Source organism: Pseudomonas sp. SED1 (assembly GCF_034044025.1).
Classification (GTDB): Bacteria; Pseudomonadota; Gammaproteobacteria; order Pseudomonadales; family Pseudomonadaceae; genus Aquipseudomonas.
Map to the genome: position 1 here is coordinate 1 of NZ_JAXCIS010000095.1, position 21,635 is coordinate 21,635.

Consider the following 21,635-nt stretch of genomic DNA (forward strand, 5'->3'; position numbering starts at 1 on the left):
CTATCAGCCGTTACCCAAATACTGGATATGCCCCCGATCCAAATCCCCCCCCAAACAACGCCGACAGCTATAAACCCCCAACACCACCGGCTTTTTCAGCGCCTCACGCTCAACCCAGGTCGGCGCGACAAACCGATACCCCTGGCCCGTCGCCGTCGCGATATACACCGAATCTTCATCCCCCAACGCCCGGCGGATCGCCTTGATCTGCGCCCGCAGGTTGCATTCCTCCACCACCAACCGTGGCCAGGCGATGTCCAGCAATTGGGTCTTCTCCAACAGCTCACCAGGCCGGGAGGCGAGGGCTATCAGCAACGTCAGGGCCCGATTCCCCAAACTCACCGGCTCACCGTTTTTCAGCAGCAGATGACGTTTGGGCAGCAGGCGATAAGGCCCAAAGTGAATTTCAAAAGCGCTGTCTTCAAGTTGGCTGCGTTGTGAATACGTCATGTGATTAACCTTTATGCTTGTTCAAGACACAGCCCCACGCGCCTCCCTTTCACGCAAGGCTGCAAGGAAGGTTCAGGTGTTGATCGCCGGGATCGGATCTTCCGGATAATCGCCCGGCTCCGTCGGCCCGCCAGTCAAACCATATTGCTTGAGCACCGGCACAAGCTGCCCATAGAACGCGTCCTGCGCCTTGCCATGAGCATCGGCCAGGGCGAAGGGCAGAAAGGCGCTGCCGATCCCGCCGAGAATCGCCGTAGCCCCACCGAGGATGCCGCTGATGGTCCCGGCCACCGCGCCGATTTCCGTAGCGCCATACAACCCGGCCCCGGCCTCCACCAATCCGGCCACCGCCGCACCCGTGCCCAGCACACCGGTGGCCACCGAGAAACTGCCGCTCAGGTAATCACCTTTTTTCAACGAGTCGACACCGCCAATCACCCCGATCACGCCGCCGATAATCCCGCCCGCCGAGCCGATAATCTTCCCGACCGCACCGAGATTGGCGATTTGCTGCGGACTCAGCGGGCCCTTGCCCACGGGCACCTTGCCGGGGAAGTCACCGATGGTGCCGCCGTCCGGACGATTGACCCACGTGATGCCGTAACCCGCCTCCTTGGCGTATTTGGTGCCACCCTCCATCAACAACCCGGCAAATTGCAGGCCGGCGGATACCCGGTTCGCGTCCGCCACCGGCGTGTTGCTGCCGCTGGCCGAACGGGCCATCAGCACGCCGCTCATCAACACCGCACTGCCGATGTGCAGCAGGCCTTGCTTGAACGCCGGGCTGACGTCGCCGAACTTCATGCCTTCGATGGCCTTGGGCAATGCGTCGGCGATCTTGTTGCCCTGGCGCCCGATGTCCCATACCGAACGCAGCATCGACACCACTTGCGCCGGGTCGATCTTGCCGCCGTCCGAGGTGACGAACATCTGCGGGTCTTTCTGCTGGGCGTCGTTGATCGCCGCGGTGACTTTGGCTTCGTCGAAGTTGCCCTTGCCGTCCCCCAAAGTGATGTTCAGGGTGTCGGTGGTCGCGCCGCCGAGCAGCGCATCGCCAAGGGCTTCGTTGAAGTTCACCTGCAAGGTGGCGGCGTCCTCTGCTGAGGCTTTGTCGCCGAGGAAGGCCTGGGCCGAGGCAGTGCTGGCGGCGAAGCTGCTGGCCGCGACGGTCGGGTCCATGCCACCGGCCACCGCGTCGGTGAAGGCTTTGCCGGTCACGAGTTCGGTCTTGTAATACTGCTGGACGTTGTCGCTTTGCCCGGCCTTGTCGGCGATGCCGGTCAGGTCCACATGGCCGTTGCCCCCCAGCGCCAGGTTGGCGATGGTGGTGTCGTTGGCCGCGTTTTGCAGGCCTATGCCCATGTCGATCTGCTTGCCGTTCTGGTCCTTGGCGTTGAGGTTGTCGTTGAGGTTTTTGCCGGTCTCGATGCTATTGGTGTAGTAGTCCTGCATCGCGACTTTCAGGCTCGGGTTGCTGTCGACGATGTCGGCCAGTGCCGGGCCGCGATTGTTTTGCAGGAAGCCTTGCACGTCCGGATCGGCCGAGAGGGTTTCGATGCCGCTTTGCAGCTGCGCCTTGATCTTGTCTTCGTTGGGGTTGAGGCCGTAGTGGGGCGAGGTGTACTTGTCCATCAGCCCGGAGTGGGGTACGTAGTCGCTCACCAGCAGGCGGGTTTGCGCATCGGTGAGTTGCACCAGTACTGCGGCTTTCTGTTCGCCGCTGTAGTTCTGCGGGTTGGCCAGGATGTCGGCGGTCAGGCCCGAGGTGTCGACGCCGGCGACGGCATCCCGGGTGGCGGCACCGTCGAGGAAGGTCAGGGTGTCGCTGTCGGTTTTCGGTGCCTGTTTTTCCAGCCAGGCGCCGATGTTGTCGCGGGTGCCGATGCCGTCCGACTTGCCGGTGGCCGGGTTGTCGCCACCGGTTTCCAGGGCATGGAACATCCCGGGTCTGGACCACATGGCCGCCGCGCCGGTCAGCTCGGTACTCAGTGCCGAATCGTTGCCCAAGGCTTGCAGGTTGTCGGTGCGCAGCATGCCGTCGTTGCTGCGCTGGTTGGCGTCACCGGGGCGCATCGCCGGACCCGCGCCGGCAGCCAGGCTCTCGTTGGCCATCAGGATCGCCGCCGACTTGGCATTGGCCTTGGCCAGGTCGCCGGGGTGGCCGCCGAGGAAACTGCCATAGGATTTCGACGCGGCGCCGAGGTCCTTGCCGGCGTTGTCGATGAAGTGGTCGACGTCCGAATGGGTGATCACGTTGTCGGCCTTGCCGCGCCCGCCGGTGTCCAGCGCGGCCATCAGGCTCGGGCTGCTGGCCACGTACTTGAGCACGGCCTGGGCCTCGGGTGGCAGGGTAGTCGGCGGGTTGGCGAAGTCGATCGGCGCGCCGTGCAGACCCCAGGCGTCCCAGTTTTGCGAGAGCAATTGCGCGGCCGCCTTCGGCCGGTTCAGGTCGAGTTCTTCCTTGGTCGGCGTGCCGCTGGTGTTGCCGGTGATGGTGTCCCAGTCCTTGGCGCCGGATACGCCGAACGACGACGTGTCGATCCAGGACGTGTCCGAGGCACCCGCGGCGCCGGTGCTGCCGGCATACAGTTTGGCCACCTGGTCGTACAGCGCGGGGGTGATGTCCTGGGACACGATCACCTTGTCGCCTGCGGCGGTGGTATAGCGAATCAGGCCTGGACCGACTTCCTCGGGCGGGCCGATCTTCGCGGCCGGGTCCATGGTTTCGGTGGGGCCGGCCAGGCGGTAGCCCTCGGACTGGCTGGCGTTGATCGCGAAGAGCTTGGCCGAATCGCCGCTGACCTGAGCGAACAGCGCGGGCGTTTCCTTCTGGCTGACCACGATTTTGTCGCCGGCGCTGGTCTCGTAGCGGATCAACCCCGGGCCCAATTCCGTGGTACTGCCGATCGCCTTGTAATTGCCCAAGCCGGGCGCCACGGTGCTGGCGTCGGCCTCCTTGTAGCCGGCGCTTTTGCTGTCAGCCAGGTTCTTCTCAAGCGTCGCGTCGCTTTGCTGCGCGTTGTACTGGTTGACCAATTGCTCAAACAGCCGGGGGTTGTCGATCTGCTTGAGGGTCACCGGTTTGTCGCTGCCCAGCGGGGTGTAGGTGATGCTGTTGTTCACCGGTGCCTGCACGTTCTGGTAAGGCAGCGGGATGGACGGGCCGCGGATTTTCGAGGGGTCGAATACCGGCCGGTCGACGGCGGTGAACAGGGCTTTTTCGAACGTGCTCCGGGAGCCATCCGGGCCCTTGTTGTCAGCAGGATCAAGGCCATTCGGGATCGCAGTCATAGATCACCTGGAAGTTGTCTTATATCAATCGATATTTAGTGCAAGTGCACTAACTGGGGCGGGCGAAAGTTGCGAAGTGTTATTGAACAAGCCCGCGCCGAGCTATCAAACGCGATGATCAAGTCGCTTTTGTTACAAATGGCAATATCTGCAAAGTTGGGCAATTGGCTATTAGGTAAAAGTGTGAAGTTGTTTGCGTTATTTTCATAAATTGTTGGGTAGTCAACATTTTTGCCCTGGCGTTATTGGCTTCCGCATTGTTCAAAACCGTTCATGATTAAGCGAAAGGCCCCGTAATCATTGGGTTTCGTCATGTATTGGGTTTTCAACGAAAGTTCCACGACTGCCTTGGGATGAGATTTTCTCAACGGCAGGTTGAGCCGGATTTTTCACAGCGCCCACCGCGAACGTTTCACAAGCTTTCACAGCGAAGGCGTTTTATTCGTGAGTAGTATGGGTCCCATGCAAACCGACAGCTGCATTGCCAACTCACTGTCTGACGCGGGGAGTTCGGTTCGGTTTGCATGCGGCTTAACTTCCCTATCGATGCAAGGAGATTGAACATGGCTACTACTCCACCAGTAAGTGCAGGCGGCGCCGACGACGCTATCGCGAAGATGGAAGCAACTTTCAACATGGCCATCGAGAAGTCGGCCAAGATCACCGAGATCAGCACCGCGAAAAAAGCAGAGCTCGACGCCACCAAACAGCGTCCGCAGAACTGATTCGCCATACGGGCAGCGCCGGCGCTGCCCGTATACCTGCGTTACCCCGTTGCACCGTTGTTGATCGGCACAGGTGTGGTTGCGACCTGTGATTCTCAAGGGGGCAAACCCAACAATGACAGCCTTGATTTCCCTGGGCCTGCCCGCCGCGAACGGCGCGCCGACCCTGCTCGTGACCCACGGTTTGCACCAGGGCAGTTCCCTGATGCTCGACCAGCCGGTCTACACCCTTGGCGCCGCGCTGGCTGCCGACCTTCTGCTCAGCGATCCCGGAATCGCCGAGCTGCATCTGCGCCTGCGTTTTGAAGGTGCACAGGTGGCCGTCGAAGCCCTTGGCGGTGATGTCCTGATCACTGGCACTGCCGGTGATATCCGTATTCCACAAGGCAGCGGCCATCGCGCGCGGCTGCCGCTGCAACTGCGCATCGGCACGGCGGGTGTGAGCCTGGCGCTGCCGGGCAGCTCTGAAAAACCGCTTGTGGCAACACGCACATTCACCCCGTGGATCATCGCCAGCGCCTTGCTGTTCGTGTGCGCAGGTGCCTTGGCATTTCGCAACGATCCACCGCAAGCGCAAGCCGTACAGCCGGTCGCCGAAAAAACCGCAGCCAAGCCTTCCCGTGCCGAGGCCAAGGCCTGGTTCGAAGGGCAATTACAAGCCGCCCACCTGGACGCCGTGAAGGTCAGCGACGTCGACGGCCAGCTCAATGCCGTCGGCTCTTTCGAGCGGGCACAGAAGCCCCAGTGGGTGGCCTTGCAACAAGCCTTCGACCAGCGTTATGGCCAGCAGATTGTGCTCAACCCGCGGGTCGCGGTGCGTGCGGATGCGGCCCGGCCCCGGGTGCGCTTTCAGGCGGTGTGGTTCGGCACTCATCCCTATGTGATCAACGACAGCGGCAAGCGCCTGTACCCCGGCGCGGCCCTGTCCGACAACTGGGTACTGGAACGCATCGAGAACAACCAGGTGATCCTCGCCCGTGGCGAAGAACGCTTCACCTTCACCCTATGACGCTGCTTTTTTCAGCTAAGGCCCCGGGATGAAAGTCGAACCCCGTCCGTTGATTCCCAGTGATGTGCGCAGCGCGCCGGTCGAGGCGATCCGCCCGGTCAATTCGCGCCAGGCCACCGCCTTCGAGGCCGTGCTGAAAACCCGCAAGGTCCAGTCCCGCCGCTCCCTGCGCAGTGACCTGGAAGAACTCACCAGCGCCGCCGGCGTCGACTCGCTGCTGTTCGGCAGCGCACGTTCCCTGGAGTTGCTGGATCACGTGATGCAGCACCTGTTGCCGAACCTCGACGCCGAGCCGCAGATCAAGGCGCTGGCCCATGACCTGATCAGCGAGGAAATCGACATGCGCCGCACCCTCGAACAACAACGCTCGGAGGTCCAGGCCTGATGTCCCGGAATAACGACGACGCCGTGCAATTGCTCAAGGGCATTGGCGAGCTGTACCGGCGCAACGGCCAGTCCCAGCGTGCGCTGGTGATGTTGCTGATTGCCGTGAGCGTGGCGCCCGACGACGGCCTGCTGCTGCGCTCGCTGGTGCTGGCGTTCACCGACAGTGGCGACTTTACCCGCGCACTCGCGGCCCTGGACCGCCTGGTGGCGCTGGAAGGCGAGTCCGCCAGCCTGTTGCTGCTACGCGCCCGGGCGCTGTGGTACGGCGAACGCAAGGACGAAGCGCGCCAGTGCTTCAAACGCTACCTGGCTGCACGGAGAGTGGCGCCATGAACCTGCTCAATCGCCTGAACGGCATCGCGCGCATGGCCGCCCAGCGTACCGACGTGATCATCGTCGCGTTCATGCTGATGGCGATTGTGATGATGATCATCCCGCTGCCCACCTACCTGGTGGACATGCTGATCGGCCTGAACATCGCCCTGAGCATCCTGATCCTGATCGTGGCGTTCTACATCGGCCACTCGGTGGAGTTCTCGGCGCTGCCGCCGCTGATTCTGCTCAGCACTCTGTTTCGCCTGTCGCTGTCCATCACCACCACCCGCTTGATTCTGCTGCACGGCGACGCCGGCCACATCGTCAAGGCCTTCGGCGACTTCGTGATTGCCGGCCAGGTGGTGGTGGGCATGGTGGTGTTCCTGATCATCACCGTGGCGCAGTTCGTGGTGATCACCAAGGGCGCCGAGCGGGTCGCCGAAGTGGCGGCGCGCTTCACCCTGGACGCGATGCCCGGCAAACAGATGAGCATCGACAACGACCTGCGCAACGGCGATATCGACCAGGCCGAAGCCCGTCGCCGGCGCTCACGCCTGGAGCGCGAGAGCCAGATGTTCGGCGCGATGGACGGGGCGATGAAGTTCGTCAAGGGCGACGCGATTGCCGGGTTGGTGATCCTTGCGGTCAACCTGCTGGGCGGCATGCTGATCGGCATGATCGAGCGCGACATGGCGTTCGGCGCGGCGGTGCACACCTATTCGCTGCTGACCGTGGGCGACGGCTTGATCGCACAGATTCCAGCGCTGTTGATCTCTGTGGCGGCGGGCACTGTGGTGACGCGGGTCAACAGCGACGGCGAGGCGGGTGACCTCGGCAGCGAGATTCTCAAGCAGTTGGGCGCCAGCTACCGGGCCCTCGGCCTGACCGCATTGATCATGGTCGGCGTCAGCGTGATCCCGGGCTTTCCGACCTGGGTATTCCTGGGTTTGTCACTGGTATTTGGTGGCGCGGCGTTCGTGATGTACCGCCGCCATACCCGTGAAAATCAGGTGGAACCCGAGGCGCTGATCGAGACCCTGGAACCGGAGGTGGAAGTGCAGGCCGAGCAGGATTACGGCGTGGCCCCCGACACTCGGGTGCTGCTGACCCTCGGCAGCGCCTTGGCCCTGAGTGCACCACGCCAGCTACTGAGCCAACGCATCGAAGCGCTGTGTCACGACATTCGCAGCGACCTCGGCGTCGATATGCCGGTGCCGGGCATTCACGTGGACGCCAAGGCCACGCCGGGCAGCTTCCGCGTGTCCCTGGAAGGCGTGCCGGTCAGCGAAGGCGAGATGCCGATCAACTGCCTGTTGTTGCAGGACGATCCGGTGCACGTGCAACTGCTGGACATCGCCACCCTGCAAGCCGATTCGCCTCTCAATGGCCGCGCCGCGCACTGGATCGAGCGTCAGCACGAAGACGCGTTGCGCGCTGCCGGCATCGGCTTCCTGCTGCCGGACGAAGTGCTGCGCGGCGTGCTGGAGCGCAGCCTGCGCCGCTATGCCGCGGACTTCCTCGGGATTCAGGAAACTCGCCTGCTGCTTGAACGTACCGAAGCCACCTACGGTGAACTGGTCAAGGAAGCCCTGCGCCTGGTGCCCTTGCAGCGAGTGGCCGAGACCCTGCGCCTGCTGGTGGGCGAGGGCGTGTCGATCCGCAATCAACGGGCCTTGCTCGAAGCCATGGTGGAGTGGGGCGCCCGGGAAACCGACGCCGGCCGCCTCGCCGAACACCTGCGCGCCGCGTTGGCGCGGCAGATCAGCCATCAATACGCCGACCGCAATCGGGTGATTGGCGCCTTGGTACTGGCGCCGGGATTGGAAGACCAACTGCGCGCGTCCCTGCGGCGCCAGGAGCCGAGCCGCGAAGTGATCCCGGAGGAGGTCAACCGCGCCTTGCTCGCCCAACTGCGCCAGGCCTGCGACAAAACCCTCGAGGCCAACAGCGCGGTATTGCTGGTGCATCCGGAATTGCGCCGCAGCCTGCGTCGCTTGGTGCTGCGCGGTGAACTGGAGCTGGCGGTGCTGTCGTTTCGCGAACTGGCCACCGAATACAACCTGCAAGCGCTGGTGACCATCAGCCTCACCGATATCTCCAACCGCCGTGCACCTGCCGCGGCTTCCGTCACTTCCCTGGCGTCTGCCTCATGATCCGTTTTTCTCTGTTGTTGCTGACGTTGGCGTCGTTTTTGTGCAGCGCCCAGGACATTGCCAATGGCGCCCAAGGCTCCATCAGCCTGGCCTCCGGAGAAGGCCGGATCCTGCATTTTGTGGCCCCGGTGGAGTCGGTGCTGGTGGCCGAACCGGGGATTGCCGACCTGCAAGTGGTGTCGCCCGGTGTGATCTACATCTTCGGCAAGGCCCCGGGCAATACCAGCCTGATTGCCCTCGGCAGCGATGGCAAACAGCTCGCCAGCCTGTCCCTGGCTGTCAGCAGCGCCACCCAGGCGGTGACCGCGCCGATGCAGGAATTGCATCCCGGCAACGGCGCGCAGATCAGCGGCGCGGGTAATCGCTTGATCGCCAAGGGCACGGTGCGCAGCGTGGGCGAGGCGACGGATTTGAATGCCTTGCTCAACCCCCAGGGCCAGGGTTTTCAGAGTGCGGTCAACACGACGGAGTACGCCGGTGCGGCCCAGGTCAATTTGCGGGTGCGGTTCGCTGAAGTGTCCCGCTCGGAGCTGCTGCACTACGGCGTGAACTGGAACGCCATGTTCAGCAACGGCACGTTTTCCTTCGGGCTGATCACCGGTGGGCCATTGGCAGCGGCGACCGCAGGTGGCTTGGCGGCGGCGGGCAGCGGTTCGGGCAACACCAATATCGACGGCATGCTCGACGCGTTGCAGGCCAACGGGATTCTGCAAATCCTGGCCGAGCCGAATATCACCGCGATGACCGGGCAGACCGCAAGCTTCCTGGCGGGCGGCGAAGTGGCGATTCCGGTGCCGGTGAATCGGGATCTGGTGGGCATTGAATACAAGTCGTTCGGCGTGTCGCTGCTGTTCAACCCGACCCTGCTGCCCAACGGCCGTATTGCCCTGCAAGTGCGCCCGGAGGTCAGCAGTGTGGTGAGTGGCGGGACGGTGGATTTCGGCAATTTCCATGTGCCGTCGTTCAGCGTGCGCCGGGCCGATACGCGGGTGGAAGTGGGCAGCGGGCAGACGTTTGCGATTGCCGGGCTGTTCCAGCGTGAGAGCAGCCAGGACATCGAGAAGCTGCCGTTGCTGGGGGACTTGCCGATCCTGGGCAACCTGTTTCGCTCCAAGCGTTTTCAGCGCAACGAAACCGAGTTGGTGATTTTGATCACGCCATATCTGGTGGAGCCGGTGCGCAGCCGCACGTTGGCCACGCCGCTGGATGCGCAGCCTGCAACCGCCGCAGCGGCGGGGCCGCGCAGTGGTGGGGCGTTCGGTTTTTACATGAATTGATGAGGGGGCATGTCATGAAAGTTTCGCGTTTGTTGATGTGTTTGCCCTTGTTGGTGGTGGGCTGCAAGACGCATTTGGCACCGGTGTATTACTCGCCGCAGTATCAGGCGGATGGGTTGCCGAGCCAGTGCCAGCAGCCGCCGGCCAAGGATGAGATTGGGCTGGATGAGGATTTCAAGGCGACCTTGCCGTTGGGGTGTGCCAACAATTTGAATTTGATGCAGATGGTGGAGCAGCGGCAGGATTTGAATCAGGGGCGGGCCACCGGCCCGGCGATGGCGGCGCCGGTTGGGCGGGCGGCGCAGGTGTATATCGAGGGGTTTGATCGGGAGCAGTTGCAGCGGCGTCAGGCTCAGCAAGAGGCCAAGGCGGGCGCTCCGGGAGCGGAGCAATGACCCTGCGTATGCATTCCCCCTGTGGGAGCTGGCTTGCCTGCGATAGCGGTATTCCGGGTCCAGCAGATCCATCTGTCACACCACAGACTAACTGTGGGAGCTGGCTTGCCTGCGATAGCGGTTTTCCAGGCCCAGCAGATATGTCTGTCCCACCACTGCCCAAATGTGGGAGCGGGCTTGCTCGCGAAAGCGGTCTGGCAGGCGACCGGGATCTTGAAGCTTACCGTGTACATATCCATTCCTGCGGTAACGGCTTCTTATGGTTCCGCTCTTACAGCGGGTCACTTTTGGCAAACGCCCCAAAAGTAACCAAAAGGTCTTTGCCCCACCACTCGGTGCCTCGCCTAGGCTCGGCATGCCCGCACTCCGGCCCGGCTCCGCAGGCCGCCGCGACGGGCCATCCATGGCCCGGCGCGGCTAAATCGGCTTCCCTGCCGATTTACCCGCTCCACCGTGCCTGCTTGCGGCCATCGTGGTTGACGGGGCCTGATAGATCAAAAGCAAGATCAAAAGCAGGGCAACAGCAACAGCAACAGCAGTTGGGTTTAGTGCGTGTCCACCAACCCCAATTCACGCGCTTGCACAATCGGATCGCTGATGGCTTTGATGCGGTTGGCTTCTGTGATCAGGCGTGCACGCTCAGCCGCCGGTATATCGTCCAGCGGCAAACCGGCCACTCGTTGTTCGTATCCCGCCAATACCAGCACCAACAATTCATTTCGCTGATGCCGTGGCAACGCGCGGGGCGATTGGGTGACGGGGGCGATGGTGTCCAATGCCTGTTGCGACTGGCCGCCAAGGGCGTAGGCCAGGGCCAGGTTGCAGCGGCTGTCGAGGTCGTCGGGTTGCAGGTTCAGGCTTTTGCCGAAGGCGGTTTGTGCCGCCACCGCCTGGCCGTTCAGCACTTGGGCGATGCCCAGTCGGGTGTACGCGACCGGCGACTGGTTGGCCTCTGCGGCTTGGCCCAGGGCCGTCACGGCGCGTTGGGTTTTGCCCAGGCGCAGTTGCGCGGTGCCCAGTCCCAGCAAGGCGTCGGCGTTGTGCGCCTGGAGGCCGAGGGCTTGTTGGAAGGCGCGTTCAGCACCGGGCGCGTCGTTGCCGTCGAGCCGCGCCTGGCCGAGTTTGAGCCACAGGTCGATGCCGGCGCCCGGTTGCTGGGCCGCACGTTCGTACAGCGCCGCCGCGCTGGCGTAGTCGCCGCGTTTGTTCAGGTCGTTGGCCAGTTGCACCGAGCGATCGGTATCGCTCGGCGCAGTACTGGAACAGGCGGCCAGCAACAGGCTGCCGGCAAGCAAAAAGTGTTTGGTCATCGTCACAACTCGTTGGGCGAAGGCGGACGTCATGTAAGCATATTTTCCATGGCGCTCCTATGTCTGTCGGTGCTGTTTGGCGCCTCGATTGCCCACGCCGACGAAGAGCCCGAATGGTTTGCCAAACCCTACGCCTACGTACTGGTGGATCAGGACGTGCGCGCCGCCCTCGAGGAGTTCGGCCACAACCTCGACATCCCGCTGGTGCTCTCGGACAAGGTGCGTGGCAAGGCCCGCAGCACCGTGCGCGCCGCCACCGCCGGGGAGTTTCTGCAGACGCTGTGCAGCACCAACGGCCTGACCTGGTACTTCGACGGCAACCTGTTGTACCTCAATGCCAGCGACGAAATCACCACCAAGCTATTCAAGGCCAGTGCCCTGAACCTGGACCAGTTGCAGGCGTATTTGAACAACCTCGATGTGTTCGGCCAGCAGTTGTCGATGCGCAATGGTCCCGAGGGCGATGAAGTCTTTGTGTCCGGGCCGCCGCCGTACCTGGCGCTGGTTCAGCAGCATGTGGATCACCTGCAACCCAAGGCCGCGGCGCCCGTCGTCGCGCGCGAGCGCGGCGTGCGAGTGTTTCGCGGTGCCCAGGTGAGCACCGAAACCCCTTGATTCACCCCAACCCCAGTAAAGGAGCATGACCATGTCCGTAACCGCCGTAGACAGCAACCTCGCCCCCGGTGGCGCCAGCCCTGAAGCCAAGTTCAACGCCGCGGTGGATAACGCCAAGAGCGCCGACAAACCGGAGATGACCGACGCCGAATTCACCGATGCCCTGATCACCCAGGCGGTCACCATCGGCGGTCAATTCATCATCATGCCCAAGGCGCAGGAAATGCTGAATGACGCCATGTCCGATGACGACGAAGAGTAGGGCGCACCCATGACCATCAGTCTCGCTGCCAGCGCCACGGCCTTGCCGCCGTCCGCCGGCGCGGGGCCCGCCGGGGCCTCGCAGAATCTGTTCGAGCACATGGCCAATACGGCCAAGGGCATGCCCGAGGGCGCCAGCCCCCATCAGATCGGCTCGGGCCTGATGGAGCGCCTGAACAGTTTTATCGACCGCTCCCGGACCTTTTCCGAGCGCGCCGATTTGCTCACCAATAACCCGTCGGCGCCGCCGCCAGTGGCCGCTGCAGATATCCGCACCTCGGGCGCCTCGCCCACTGCAGAACCGGGCAAGAAAGTCGCCGAGCAGCAGGTCGACCAGATCGTCCATTCACTGGGCAAGATGTTCGACTACTCCATCGAAACCCAGATGGTGGTGCGCGGTGCGACGCAGATTTCCGGTTCCGCCAACACGCTGCTCAAGGGTCAATAACGCCATGCCAAGCCCAAACCGTGCCCTGCGCCTGCTGCTGATCGGCATGCTCGCCAGCCTCTTGCAGGCCTGCGACATGGACCTCTACACCAACCTCAGCGAGCGCGACGCCAACGCCATGGTCGCGGTGCTGCTGCGCGACGGCATCCCGGCGACGCGCAAGGTGCAGGACAACGGCCAGCTGAAAGTGGTGGTCGACGAACAGCGCTTCGCCGAAGCCATGACCCTGCTGGACAACGCCGGCCTGCCGCAGCAGAGCTTTTCCAACATGGGCGAGGTGTTCAAGGGCAACGGCCTGGTGTCGTCGCCGGTGCAGGAGCGGGCGCAGATGATCTACGCCTTGAGCGAAGAGCTGTCCCACTCGGTGTCGCAGATCGACGGCATCGTCTCGGCGCGAGTGCATGTGGTGCTGCCGGACAATGACCTGCTCAAGCGAGTGATCTCGCCGTCGTCGGCCTCGGTACTGGTGCGCTACGACCCGGGCACCGATATCAATACGCTGATCCCGCAGATCAAGACCCTGGTGGCCAACGGTATTTCCGGCCTGAGCTATGACGGCGTCTCGGTGACGGCGATCAAGGCCGCCGTGTCCATCAGCCAGAACCCGGCGCAACCGCGATTGGCGCGCTTCTTGGGCCTGTGGCTGTTGGAAGACAACCTGAACCAGGCGCGGTTGCTGTTCGGCGGTTTGCTGCTGCTCGCCCTCGGCGCGTGCGGCGTGCTGGCCCGGCAACAGTGGGCGCGGCGCCAGTCCCAGGCGTTGTATGTGCTCAAGGAGGGTGAATGAGCCTGGTGGAGCGTTGGCAGGGCCTGATCGCCCAGCCGTTGCATTTTGTGCGCGAGCAAAGCCTCGGCGAATGTTTTGGCGAAGGCCTGCCCGCCGAGGTGCTGCAAGCCTTGCACGGGCAGCCGCGTTTTCGGTCGCGCCTGGAGCAGTTGCTGGCCAGCCATTATCAGTTGGCGCCGCTGGCGCATCTGGTCACGCCACCGGCTGCCGATTTGCCGGTGTTGCTGCTGAACCCGGGGCAATTTGAGCGATTGCCCAGGCTGTGTGGCGCGATCTGGCATGCCTCGACCTTGAGCCGGGAGATCCGCCGCGAAGTGGTCAATGAACTGCGCGAAGGCCTCGGTCAGGAAGCCTTTGCCCTGGCCCTGGCGAACCGGCAGTTGGGCGGCGCGGCCGACCTGCTGCGAGAGCCCGCCGAGTTGATCGACGCTATCGACCGCGATGGCCTCACCTGTGTCGCCGCCTGGCTGCAGGCCCAGCCCGCCGAGTTGCAGGGCTGGCTGCCCCTGCGTTTTGTCGCACCCAAAGGCTATAGCGGGCGCTTGCCCCGCGACCTGGAAATTGTCCAGACCGTCGCCGCCCGGTTACTCGCCGAGGAGCTTGCCCATGAGTGAATTACCCAGCCGTCCTGCTGCGCGGATTTTGCGCGCCGATGAAGCGGCGTTGTGGACCGATGGTTTCGCCTTCGTGCAAGCCGCCAAGGAACACGCCGAGCAGATCAAGGCCGACAGCGACCAGTGGCTGCACACCGCACGTGCCGAAGGCTTTGAAAGCGCGCGGCGCGAAGGCGCCGAACAGGTCGCGCAGTTGCTGCTGGAAACCCAGGCCCAGGTCCAGCAATACCTGGCCGGGCTTGAAGCATCGCTGGCGGATTTGGCCCTGGGCATCGTGCGTGAAGTGCTCGGCGAGCTGGACGACACCGACCGCGTGGTGCGCTGCACGCGCCAGGCGTTGAGCGCGTTTCGTCAGGGCCAGGCGCTGACCTTATGGGTGCCACCGGCCGAAGTGAATGCCCTGCGCCAACAGTTGCTGAAGGACGGCATCGCCGTGGAGGCCGATGCGCAACTGAGCGCTGGCCAGGCCCGCCTCAACAGCCCGGCGGGCTCGGTTGAGTTGGGGCTGGAAGCGCAGTTGCAATCCCTGCGCCGGAGCCTGTTGCCCTTTGCCGAAGAGGGCGTGGCATGAACCTCAATCAACTGCTGCCGCGCCTGACCGAGCGCTTGTCCCTGGCCCGCTTGCGTCCGATGCAAGGCACGGTGCTGAGTATTCGCGGGGTGTTGCTGCGGGCCAGCGTGGCGGGGGCGAGCATCGGCGAGCTGTGTCATTTGCGCGATCCGGTCAGTGGCCGCAGCCTCAGCGCCGAGGTGATTGGTTTTGATGGTGATGAAGCGATCCTGTCGCCCATCGGCTCCATGGAAGGCCTGTCGACCCGCACGCAAATCATCGCCACCGGCGAAAGCCTCGGTGTGGCGGTAGGCGATGCGCAACTCGGACGAGTGATCAGTCCCATGGGCGAGTTTCTCGACGGTGATGGTGTATCGCCGACCCTGAACTTGCAGACCTATCCCTTGCATGCCGAGCCTCCGGCACCGTTCTCGCGGCAATTGATCGTACGCTCCATGGCGTTGGGCATTCGCTCCATCGATGGTTTGCTGACCCTTGCACAAGGCCAGCGCATGGGCATCTTTGGCGAGCCCGGGGTGGGCAAGTCCTCATTGTTGGCGAGCATCATCCGTAACAGTGAAGCCGATGTGATTGTCATCGGCCTCATTGGCGAGCGGGGCAGGGAAGTGCGCGAACTGCTGGACGTGCAACTGGACGCCCAGGCCCGCGCGCGTACCGTCGCGGTGGTTGCCACCTCGGATCGCCCGGCGGCCGAGCGGGTACGTGCGGCGTTTGTCGCCACCACCCTGGCCGAGTACCACCGCGACCAGGGCCGTAACGTACTGCTGCTGATGGACAGCCTCACACGGTTCGCCCGGGCCCAGCGCGAAATCGGCCTGGCCGTGGGTGAGCCACCGACACGTCGCGGTTATCCGCCGTCGTTTTTTGCCACCTTGCCCAAGTTGCTGGAGCGCGCCGGCCCGGGCCCCACAGGCAGCATCACCGCGCTGTACACCGTACTCACCGAAGGCGACGCCGCCAGCGATCCGGTGGCCGAGGAAGCACGTTCGATCCTCGACGGGCACATCGCCCTCAGCGCCGAACTGGCTCAGCGCAACTACTTCCCGGCGGTGGACGTGCTGCGCAGTCGCAGCCGGTTGATGGAGCAGGTGGCGGGTGACGAACACAAACGCCTGGCAATGCGCATCCGTGAATTGATGGCGCGTTACGGCGAAATCGAAATGCTGATCCGCGTCGGCGAGTACTCCGCCGGCAGCGACCCCCTGGCCGACGAAGCGATCGCCCGCCATGCCGCGATCGAAGCCTTCCTGCGCCAGAACGCCGACGAACCCAGCAGCCCCGAACACACCTTGACCCGCATGCGCCAGGTGCTGGCATGAGCCCGAAAGCGCAGCAAGATCCAGTGTGGGAGCTGTCGAGCTTCAGCGAGGCTGCGATGGCGTCAGCACAGCCAACATCGATGCTGCCTGACCCACCGCTATCGCAGCCTCGCCGTGGCTCGACAGCTCCCACATTTGATCTTCATGCACTCAGTCGAACCCAGCAGCCCCGAAAACACCTTGACCCGCATGCGACAGGTGCTGGTGTGAGCCCAAATCCAGTGTGGGAGCTGTCGAGCTTCAGCGAGGCTGCGATGGCGTCAGTACAGCCAACATCAATGTTGCCTGACCCACCGCTATCGCAGCCTCGCCGGGGCTCGACAGCTCCCACATTTGATCTTCATGCACTCAATCGAACCCAGCAGCCCCGAACACACCTTGACCCGCATGCGCCAGGTGCTGGTGTGAGCCCAAATCCAGTGTGGGAGCTGTCGAGCTTTAGCGAGGCTGCGATGGCGTCAGCACTGCCGACATCGCTATCGCAGCCTCGCCGTAGCTCGACAGCTCCCACATTCAATCTTCATGCACTCAGTGAGTGCGCTGTTGGTATGACGATGGAGAAAAGAACCGATGAAGACTGAACAACTGCGCACTCTGCAAACCCTGCGGGTGCTGCGGGAACAACGGGCGGCCAGCCAGTTGGCGGCGCAGCAGCAACGCTGCGCGCAAACCCACGGCGCCCTGACTGATGCCAAGGAGCAATTGCGCCTGCACCGCGAAGCCGTTGCCCGTGAGGCCGGCGAGATTTACGCCTCACTCACAGAGGGCTTGTCGGTGGCCAGTTGGCAGGCCGCCCAGGATCGCCTGCGGGGCTTGTCCGACGATGAGCGCTTGCTTGAAGGCGACGTCAGCCAAGTCTCCAGCACCCTGCAAACCCAGGAGCGCGAGCGTGAGCTGTTTCGCCAGGAACGCCTGAGCCGCCAGCGCCAGTCCGATGCCTGGCAAAGCCTGTTGGACGGGCGTGAAAGCTGCGAGCGGGTCGCCGGTGAGTTGCGTGAAGAACAAGGGCTCGGCACATGATCGTCGCCCTTGCCGACCCGTTGGGCCCCTGGCTCGAACACCACGACCCGGCGCTGCTCACCGTGCATAACCAGCTGCACCGCCGGCGCCATGCGTGGCAGGGCCGTTGTGCCGGGCAGGACTTGAGCGTCGCCTGGGCCGCCGATCCCCAGCCGCTGAAATCGCCTCGGGATGTGCAGCTGTTGCTCGGCCAGTCGCCGGTGCGCCTGCGTCTGTCCGCCGCCGCTGTGGAGCAAGTACTGGTGCCGCTGGCGTTGCAGTTCGACGCGCAGGTGCTGCCGTCATTGCCGCGCTCGCTGTTGCTGGAGTTGGCTGTACTGGACCTGATCGAGCGCCTGGAGCCGTTGCTCGGCCACCCCGTGCAGTTGCTCGAAGCCAGTGACGAGGCGCGGTCTTACCCCGTGCACCTGGCGCTGACATTGACCTTCGGCAACACCCCGCCAATGGCCGCCCAGCTCGACCTGAGCGAAAGCGCTGCGTTCCTGGTGGCGCAGTTGCTGGAGCAACACGGCCAGGTCCAAGCCGACCTGTTACCCGCGCTGCGCCAGACACTCTCGGTGCTCACCGGGCAGCAATGGCTGAGCCTCGGTGAGTTGCGCAGCCTGCAGCCCGGCGATGTGCTGATGCTCGAAGCCGGCAGCGGACTGCTGCTGGACCTTGAGGGCCGCCTGCAAGCCCGCTGCCGGCGTGACGGCTCATCGCTGCAGCTACAGGAACCTTTGAAATCGCCCCTTTTGGACATGGAGAACACAATGACTGATGTCGATGCCGCCGCGGCCCTGGACGATTTGCCCCTCAAGCTGGTGTGCCAGGTCGGCAGCCTGGAACTGACCCTGGCGCAACTGCGGGAGTTGGGCACGGGCAGCCTGCTGCAACTGAATACGCCGACGGTGGATGGCGTGGACCTGATGGTCAACGGCCGCCGCGTCGGCCAGGGCCAACTGGTGAAAATCGGTGACGGCCTGGGTGTGCGCCTGCTGAGTTTCGCCACCCCATGACCGGTTATCAGCCGAACCTGATCGAGATCATCCTGGTGGTTGCCACCATCGGGTTGATCCCGTTGGCGGTGGTGACCCTTACCGGCTTCATGAAAATCTCGGTGGTGCTGTTCCTGATCCGCAACGCCCTGGGCGTGCAGCAAACGCCGCCGAACCTGGTGCTGTACGGCATCGCGCTGATTCTCTCGGTGTACGTCACTACGCCGTTGATTGGCGACATGTACCGCCAGGTGGAAGGGCGCGACCTGAACATCGAACACGTCGAGCAACTCAAGGACCTTGGCGACGCCTTGCGCCCGCCGTTACAGGCGCACCTGGCGCGGTTTGCCAATGAATCCGAGCGCGGCTTTTTCGTGCAGGCCACCGAGACCATCTGGTCGCCGGAAGCCCGTGCCGACCTGCGGGATGACGACCTGGTGGTGCTGATCCCGGCGTTCGTCAGCTCGGAGCTGACCCGGGCCTTCGAGATCGGGTTCCTGCTGTATATCCCGTTCCTGGTGGTGGACTTGCTGGTGTCCAACGTGCTGATGGCGATGGGCATGTCGATGGTCTCGCCGAACCTGATTTCGATCCCGCTGAAAATCTTCCTGTTCGTGTCATTGAGCGGCTGGTCGCGCCTGATGCACGGTTTGATTCTGAGTTACGGCTGAGGCACGACCCATGGGCCAGGACGTTTTCCTGTCATTGATGAAACAGGCACTGATGACCGTGCTGATGCTCTCCGCGCCAGCGCTCGGGGTGGCGATTATCGTCGGCTTGAGTGTGGGCCTGTTCCAGGCGCTGACCCAGATCCAGGACCAGACCTTGCCCCAGGTAGTGAAGCTTGTGGCGGTGCTGCTGACCATCGTATTCCTGGGGCCGGTGCTGGCCGGGCAAGTGACGGAACTCGGCAGCCAGGTGCTGGATAACTTCCCGTTGTGGACGCGCTGACCGCCCATGGATGCCAGCCTTACCGCACAGTTTCTCGAAGTCGCCTACCCGGTGATCAGCTCGGCTTCGCTGGCGGCCTGCCGGGCCATGGGCGTGGTAGTGATCACCCCGGCGTTCAACCGCCTCGGGCTCACCGGGATGATTCGCGGCTGCGTCGCCGTGGCGATTTCGATCCCGATGTTCATGCCGGTGTTCGACGCCATGACCTCGATGCCCAACCACGGCAGCCTGTTTATCGCCGGGTTGCTGATCAAGGAATTCCTGATCGGCATCCTGATCGGCCTGTTGTTCGGCATACCGTTCTGGGCGGCGGAAGTGGCGGGGGAGTTGATCGACCTGCAGCGCGGCTCGACCATGGCGCAACTGGTGGACCCGTTGTCCACCGGGGAATCAAGTGTGATGTCCACGTTGCTGACGGTGATGCTGATAACGCTGTTCTTCATGTCCGGCGGTTTTATCCTGATGGTCGACGGCTATTACCACAGCTACCAATTGTGGCCGGTCACCGCGTTCACCCCGGTATTTGCCAGCTCCGCGTTGCTGGCGGTGCTGTCGATCCTTGACCAGATCATGCGCGTCGGGGTGCTGATGGTCTCGCCGCTGATCATCTCGCTGCTGGTCACCGACCTGATGCTCGCGTACCTGTCGCGCATGGCGCCGAACCTGCATATTTTCGACCTGTCGCTGCCGGTGAAAAACCTGTTTTTCTCGATCCTGATGGTGATCTACATCGGCTTCCTGATTCCTTTGATGCTGGACCAGTTGGCTGAGTTTCGCGGCACCGTGGAACTGCTGAAAACCCTGGCGGGCATGGAGTAGGGCATGGGTGATACCAGCGAAGAAAAATCCCAGCCGGCCACGGACAAAAAGCTCAAGGACGCGCGCAAGAAAGGCCAGGTCGCCAAGAGCCAGGACCTGGTCTCGGGCATGGTCATCCTGTTTTGCACCCTGTGCATCTCAATCCTCGCGCCACGGGCCCAGGCCCAGGTCACCGCGCTGATCGACCTGACCGCGCAGATCTACATCGAACCCTTCGCCACGGTGTGGCCACGGGTGCTGGACCACGCCGAGCAACTGGTGATCGGCATCACTTTGCCGGTGATGGCGGTGACCACCGGGGTGGTAATCCTGACCAATATCATCACCATGCGCGGCTTTGTGTTTTCCGTGGAGCCTATCAAGCCGGAGTTCAAGCGCATCAACCCGGCGGAAGGCTTCAAGAAGCTGTTCGCCTTGCGCAACTTTGTGGAGTTCATCAAGGGCCTGATCAAGGTGCATGTGCTGGCCGTAGCGTTCTACGTGGTGGGGCGGCACGCGTTGCAGGCGTTGATGGAGTCGTCGCGGTGTGGCGCGGGGTGTATCGAGTCGACGTTTTTCCTGGTGCTCAAGCCGCTGGTGTTTACTGTACTGGCGGCCTTCATCCTGGTGGGCGGGGTAGACGTGTTGATGCAACGCTGGCTGTTTGGCCGCGACATGAAAATGACCCGCAGCGAGACCAAGCGTGAGCGCAAGGATATCGATGGCGACCCGCTGATCAAGAGCGAGCGGCGGCGCCAGCGCCAGGAGATGCAGGCGCTGGCCACCAAGCTGGGGCTGGGCCGGGCTTCGATGATGATCGGCACCACCGACGGCTGGGTAATCGGTGTGCGCTATGTGCGTGGGGAAACGCCGGTGCCGGTGGTGGTGTGCCGGGCTTCGCCGGAGGAGGCGTTGGGGATGTTGCAGGAGGCGTTCGACCTGGGCATACCGCAGGCGCCAGACAAAAACCTGGCGGAGGCAATTGCCAGGAAGACAGTACCGGGGGACCCGGTGCCGGATGCTTCGTTTCAGGCGGTGGCGGATTGGTTGGTGGCGGCGCGGTTGATTTAGGTCGAGCGTAAGTCTCTGGAACCGATCCAAAGTTAGTCGCCACAGAGTGACAGCCCTCTGCCTCTGCGTTTTCTTGAAGGAGTGCAGAGCGGGAATGTCGAACAATCCAGGAAAACAAACTCATGGCAGAAATCCACCGTCACTTCACGTCTAATGCTCATAGCGCGCAACTCAACAGTCAGGTCCTGCATGCCCAGCGTCCCCCTGCGGATCCCTATAAACGGCTGTCGGATTCTGACTTGGCGTTGGCGCTTGATAAAAATTTCGATGCGTTCAGGCCCTCGGGTACGTCCTATGCAACGTCGGGGAAAATTCGTGAAGTCGCGCAGCGCCAACTGACAGGAAATCCCCAGCAGGACAACCTGACGATGCTGGCCAGGCAGGTAGTCGAGCGCGACCACGTAATGAACGAGCTGGATACGGTGGACCATCGAAACAATGCACCACGAGATGGCCGTATTGGCCGGTGGAATCCGAAGTTGGCCGCCGAAAAGTTGTCCAAGTCCACGCCTGGCTGCCCACCTCCACACCCTCAACCTTGCCGTCCCGACCCGTGCCATGCGTCGCCTATAAATATTTATGACCGGATGTCCGACTCCAGCGTGGCGCTGGCTTTTGGCAATAACTACAAGGCGTTCGGCAAACCGGAAAATGGCGTGGCCGACGTTGAGCAGATCTACAACATTGCGGGGCGTCAGCTGTCTGGCAACTGGGCAGAGGACAACATGACGTTGCTTGCCCGAGAAATCGTCAAGCGGCCTCATGTGAGCCACGCGTTGGACTCCATCGATGACAACGGCAGGCAGGACGGCATTATCGGTTATCGCAATGCACAACTGACATCCGCTCACCTGGCGCGCCGCTAAGCACACCGCCCTGGTCCTGAACCCC

24 protein-coding genes are annotated in these 21,635 nt (G+C 63.1%); 21 read left to right on the top strand and 3 right to left on the bottom strand.

Annotated features, from left to right (window positions below):
* Window positions 1–3: 3 nt before the first annotated feature.
* The gene (locus SNL23_RS12660; protein WP_076014158.1) at window positions 4–450 is read right to left on the bottom strand and encodes a winged helix-turn-helix domain-containing protein; all 447 of its coding nucleotides are present in this window, start codon (window positions 448–450) and stop codon (window positions 4–6) included.
* A 72-nt stretch (window positions 451–522) separates the two neighbouring features.
* The gene (locus SNL23_RS12665) at window positions 523–3,741 is read right to left on the bottom strand and encodes a type III effector HrpK domain-containing protein (RefSeq protein WP_318302393.1); all 3,219 of its coding nucleotides are present in this window, start codon (window positions 3,739–3,741) and stop codon (window positions 523–525) included.
* Window positions 3,742–4,304: 563 nt separating this feature from the next.
* On the opposite strand from SNL23_RS12665, the gene SNL23_RS12670 reads away from it, so the two are divergent.
* The 7 genes from SNL23_RS12670 (at window position 4,305) to SNL23_RS12700 (ending at window position 10,002) form a co-directional block, all read left to right on the top strand.
* Window positions 4,305–4,466 (top strand): hypothetical protein, encoded by a 162-nt coding sequence (locus tag SNL23_RS12670; RefSeq protein WP_003207273.1) that lies wholly within the window; start codon window positions 4,305–4,307, stop codon window positions 4,464–4,466.
* Window positions 4,467–4,581: 115 nt separating this feature from the next.
* Window positions 4,582–5,475, top strand: a complete 894-nt coding sequence (locus tag SNL23_RS12675) for a SctD/MshK family protein (protein WP_318302394.1) — start codon at window positions 4,582–4,584, stop codon at window positions 5,473–5,475.
* Window positions 5,476–5,503: 28 nt separating this feature from the next.
* Window positions 5,504–5,860, top strand: coding sequence for a hypothetical protein (locus tag SNL23_RS12680; protein ID WP_167664491.1), 357 nt, complete (start codon window positions 5,504–5,506; stop codon window positions 5,858–5,860).
* Window positions 5,860–6,195, top strand: coding sequence for a tetratricopeptide repeat protein (locus SNL23_RS12685; protein ID WP_017477037.1), 336 nt, complete (start codon window positions 5,860–5,862; stop codon window positions 6,193–6,195). Before SNL23_RS12680 ends, SNL23_RS12685 begins: the two co-directional genes overlap by 1 nt.
* Window positions 6,192–8,330 (top strand): type III secretion system export apparatus subunit SctV, encoded by a 2,139-nt coding sequence (gene sctV / locus SNL23_RS12690; RefSeq protein ID WP_318302395.1) that lies wholly within the window; start codon window positions 6,192–6,194, stop codon window positions 8,328–8,330. The genes SNL23_RS12685 and sctV overlap by 4 nt, the downstream gene beginning before the upstream one ends.
* The gene (locus tag SNL23_RS12695; protein WP_076014153.1) at window positions 8,327–9,607 is read left to right on the top strand and encodes a type II and III secretion system protein family protein; all 1,281 of its coding nucleotides are present in this window, start codon (window positions 8,327–8,329) and stop codon (window positions 9,605–9,607) included. The genes sctV and SNL23_RS12695 overlap by 4 nt, the downstream gene beginning before the upstream one ends.
* A 14-nt stretch (window positions 9,608–9,621) precedes the next feature.
* Entirely contained in the window at window positions 9,622–10,002 is a 381-nt protein-coding gene (locus tag SNL23_RS12700) for a hypothetical protein (RefSeq protein ID WP_076014152.1), read from the top strand.
* A gap of 545 nt (window positions 10,003–10,547) precedes the next feature.
* Here SNL23_RS12700 and SNL23_RS12705 read toward each other — a convergent pair.
* A complete protein-coding gene (locus tag SNL23_RS12705; RefSeq protein WP_318302396.1) occupies window positions 10,548–11,312 on the bottom strand; it encodes a tetratricopeptide repeat protein in 765 nt (254 codons plus the stop codon).
* 48 nt (window positions 11,313–11,360) lie between these two features.
* Between SNL23_RS12705 and SNL23_RS12710 the strand changes: the two genes are divergently transcribed.
* From SNL23_RS12710 to SNL23_RS12775, 14 genes are all read left to right on the top strand, one after another.
* Complete coding sequence (locus tag SNL23_RS12710; RefSeq protein ID WP_318302397.1) at window positions 11,361–11,927, top strand: type III secretion protein; 567 nt, start codon at window positions 11,361–11,363, stop codon at window positions 11,925–11,927.
* A gap of 31 nt (window positions 11,928–11,958) precedes the next feature.
* Window positions 11,959–12,189, top strand: a complete 231-nt coding sequence (locus SNL23_RS12715; protein ID WP_003208330.1) for a hypothetical protein — start codon at window positions 11,959–11,961, stop codon at window positions 12,187–12,189.
* A gap of 9 nt (window positions 12,190–12,198) precedes the next feature.
* Window positions 12,199–12,636 carry a hypothetical protein gene (locus tag SNL23_RS12720; protein WP_167664487.1) on the top strand — a complete coding sequence of 146 codons (438 nt, stop codon included), beginning with the start codon at window positions 12,199–12,201 and terminating at the stop codon, window positions 12,634–12,636.
* 4 nt (window positions 12,637–12,640) lie between these two features.
* Complete coding sequence (gene sctJ / locus SNL23_RS12725; protein WP_076014147.1) at window positions 12,641–13,423, top strand: type III secretion system inner membrane ring lipoprotein SctJ; 783 nt, start codon at window positions 12,641–12,643, stop codon at window positions 13,421–13,423.
* Complete coding sequence (locus SNL23_RS12730) at window positions 13,420–14,037, top strand: type III secretion protein (protein ID WP_318302398.1); 618 nt, start codon at window positions 13,420–13,422, stop codon at window positions 14,035–14,037. Before sctJ ends, SNL23_RS12730 begins: the two co-directional genes overlap by 4 nt.
* Entirely contained in the window at window positions 14,030–14,608 is a 579-nt protein-coding gene (locus tag SNL23_RS12735) for a FliH/SctL family protein (protein WP_318302399.1), read from the top strand. The genes SNL23_RS12730 and SNL23_RS12735 overlap by 8 nt, the downstream gene beginning before the upstream one ends.
* Window positions 14,605–15,927 (top strand): FliI/YscN family ATPase, encoded by a 1,323-nt coding sequence (locus SNL23_RS12740; protein ID WP_167664486.1) that lies wholly within the window; start codon window positions 14,605–14,607, stop codon window positions 15,925–15,927. Before SNL23_RS12735 ends, SNL23_RS12740 begins: the two co-directional genes overlap by 4 nt.
* A gap of 570 nt (window positions 15,928–16,497) precedes the next feature.
* On the top strand, window positions 16,498–16,947 hold the full coding sequence (locus tag SNL23_RS12745) for a hypothetical protein (protein WP_318302400.1): 450 nt from the start codon (window positions 16,498–16,500) through the stop codon (window positions 16,945–16,947).
* Complete coding sequence (gene sctQ, locus SNL23_RS12750; protein WP_318302401.1) at window positions 16,944–17,945, top strand: type III secretion system cytoplasmic ring protein SctQ; 1,002 nt, start codon at window positions 16,944–16,946, stop codon at window positions 17,943–17,945. The genes SNL23_RS12745 and sctQ overlap by 4 nt, the downstream gene beginning before the upstream one ends.
* Window positions 17,942–18,595: a type III secretion system export apparatus subunit SctR gene (gene sctR, locus SNL23_RS12755; protein ID WP_003208316.1), complete on the top strand. Its 654-nt coding sequence runs from the start codon at window positions 17,942–17,944 to the stop codon at window positions 18,593–18,595. The genes sctQ and sctR overlap by 4 nt, the downstream gene beginning before the upstream one ends.
* Before the next feature lie 10 nt (window positions 18,596–18,605).
* Window positions 18,606–18,875 (top strand): type III secretion system export apparatus subunit SctS, encoded by a 270-nt coding sequence (gene sctS / locus SNL23_RS12760; protein ID WP_167664484.1) that lies wholly within the window; start codon window positions 18,606–18,608, stop codon window positions 18,873–18,875.
* A 6-nt stretch (window positions 18,876–18,881) separates the two neighbouring features.
* Window positions 18,882–19,694 (top strand): type III secretion system export apparatus subunit SctT, encoded by an 813-nt coding sequence (sctT, locus tag SNL23_RS12765; RefSeq protein ID WP_003208312.1) that lies wholly within the window; start codon window positions 18,882–18,884, stop codon window positions 19,692–19,694.
* Between the two features lie 3 nt (window positions 19,695–19,697).
* On the top strand, window positions 19,698–20,744 hold the full coding sequence (locus tag SNL23_RS12770) for an EscU/YscU/HrcU family type III secretion system export apparatus switch protein (protein WP_076014141.1): 1,047 nt from the start codon (window positions 19,698–19,700) through the stop codon (window positions 20,742–20,744).
* Between the two features lie 122 nt (window positions 20,745–20,866).
* Window positions 20,867–21,610 (top strand): hypothetical protein, encoded by a 744-nt coding sequence (locus tag SNL23_RS12775; RefSeq protein ID WP_318302402.1) that lies wholly within the window; start codon window positions 20,867–20,869, stop codon window positions 21,608–21,610.
* The last annotated feature ends 25 nt before the right edge of the window (window positions 21,611–21,635 follow it).

What these genes read in the sequence shown, in the direction of transcription:
- SNL23_RS12710 (WP_318302397.1), top strand. Translation starts at nt 11,361, where the DNA reads ATGGCGCTCCTATGTCTGTCGGTGCTGTTTGGCGCCTCGATTGCCCAC.
- sctS (WP_167664484.1), top strand. Translation starts at nt 18,606, where the DNA reads ATGGGCCAGGACGTTTTCCTGTCATTGATGAAACAGGCACTGATGACC.
- SNL23_RS12685 (WP_017477037.1), top strand. Translation starts at nt 5,860, where the DNA reads ATGTCCCGGAATAACGACGACGCCGTGCAATTGCTCAAGGGCATTGGC.
- SNL23_RS12660 (WP_076014158.1), bottom strand. Translation starts at nt 450, where the DNA reads ATGACGTATTCACAACGCAGCCAACTTGAAGACAGCGCTTTTGAAATT.
- SNL23_RS12695 (WP_076014153.1), top strand. Translation starts at nt 8,327, where the DNA reads ATGATCCGTTTTTCTCTGTTGTTGCTGACGTTGGCGTCGTTTTTGTGC.
- SNL23_RS12770 (WP_076014141.1), top strand. Translation starts at nt 19,698, where the DNA reads ATGGGTGATACCAGCGAAGAAAAATCCCAGCCGGCCACGGACAAAAAG.
- SNL23_RS12665 (WP_318302393.1), bottom strand. Translation starts at nt 3,741, where the DNA reads ATGACTGCGATCCCGAATGGCCTTGATCCTGCTGACAACAAGGGCCCG.
- SNL23_RS12745 (WP_318302400.1), top strand. Translation starts at nt 16,498, where the DNA reads ATGAAGACTGAACAACTGCGCACTCTGCAAACCCTGCGGGTGCTGCGG.
- SNL23_RS12730 (WP_318302398.1), top strand. Translation starts at nt 13,420, where the DNA reads ATGAGCCTGGTGGAGCGTTGGCAGGGCCTGATCGCCCAGCCGTTGCAT.
- SNL23_RS12675 (WP_318302394.1), top strand. Translation starts at nt 4,582, where the DNA reads ATGACAGCCTTGATTTCCCTGGGCCTGCCCGCCGCGAACGGCGCGCCG.
- SNL23_RS12700 (WP_076014152.1), top strand. Translation starts at nt 9,622, where the DNA reads ATGAAAGTTTCGCGTTTGTTGATGTGTTTGCCCTTGTTGGTGGTGGGC.
- sctT (WP_003208312.1), top strand. Translation starts at nt 18,882, where the DNA reads ATGGATGCCAGCCTTACCGCACAGTTTCTCGAAGTCGCCTACCCGGTG.
- SNL23_RS12775 (WP_318302402.1), top strand. Translation starts at nt 20,867, where the DNA reads ATGGCAGAAATCCACCGTCACTTCACGTCTAATGCTCATAGCGCGCAA.
- sctQ (WP_318302401.1), top strand. Translation starts at nt 16,944, where the DNA reads ATGATCGTCGCCCTTGCCGACCCGTTGGGCCCCTGGCTCGAACACCAC.
- SNL23_RS12715 (WP_003208330.1), top strand. Translation starts at nt 11,959, where the DNA reads ATGTCCGTAACCGCCGTAGACAGCAACCTCGCCCCCGGTGGCGCCAGC.
- sctJ (WP_076014147.1), top strand. Translation starts at nt 12,641, where the DNA reads ATGCCAAGCCCAAACCGTGCCCTGCGCCTGCTGCTGATCGGCATGCTC.
- SNL23_RS12705 (WP_318302396.1), bottom strand. Translation starts at nt 11,312, where the DNA reads ATGACCAAACACTTTTTGCTTGCCGGCAGCCTGTTGCTGGCCGCCTGT.
- SNL23_RS12680 (WP_167664491.1), top strand. Translation starts at nt 5,504, where the DNA reads ATGAAAGTCGAACCCCGTCCGTTGATTCCCAGTGATGTGCGCAGCGCG.
- sctR (WP_003208316.1), top strand. Translation starts at nt 17,942, where the DNA reads ATGACCGGTTATCAGCCGAACCTGATCGAGATCATCCTGGTGGTTGCC.
- SNL23_RS12720 (WP_167664487.1), top strand. Translation starts at nt 12,199, where the DNA reads ATGACCATCAGTCTCGCTGCCAGCGCCACGGCCTTGCCGCCGTCCGCC.
- SNL23_RS12735 (WP_318302399.1), top strand. Translation starts at nt 14,030, where the DNA reads ATGAGTGAATTACCCAGCCGTCCTGCTGCGCGGATTTTGCGCGCCGAT.
- sctV (WP_318302395.1), top strand. Translation starts at nt 6,192, where the DNA reads ATGAACCTGCTCAATCGCCTGAACGGCATCGCGCGCATGGCCGCCCAG.
- SNL23_RS12670 (WP_003207273.1), top strand. Translation starts at nt 4,305, where the DNA reads ATGGCTACTACTCCACCAGTAAGTGCAGGCGGCGCCGACGACGCTATC.
- SNL23_RS12740 (WP_167664486.1), top strand. Translation starts at nt 14,605, where the DNA reads ATGAACCTCAATCAACTGCTGCCGCGCCTGACCGAGCGCTTGTCCCTG.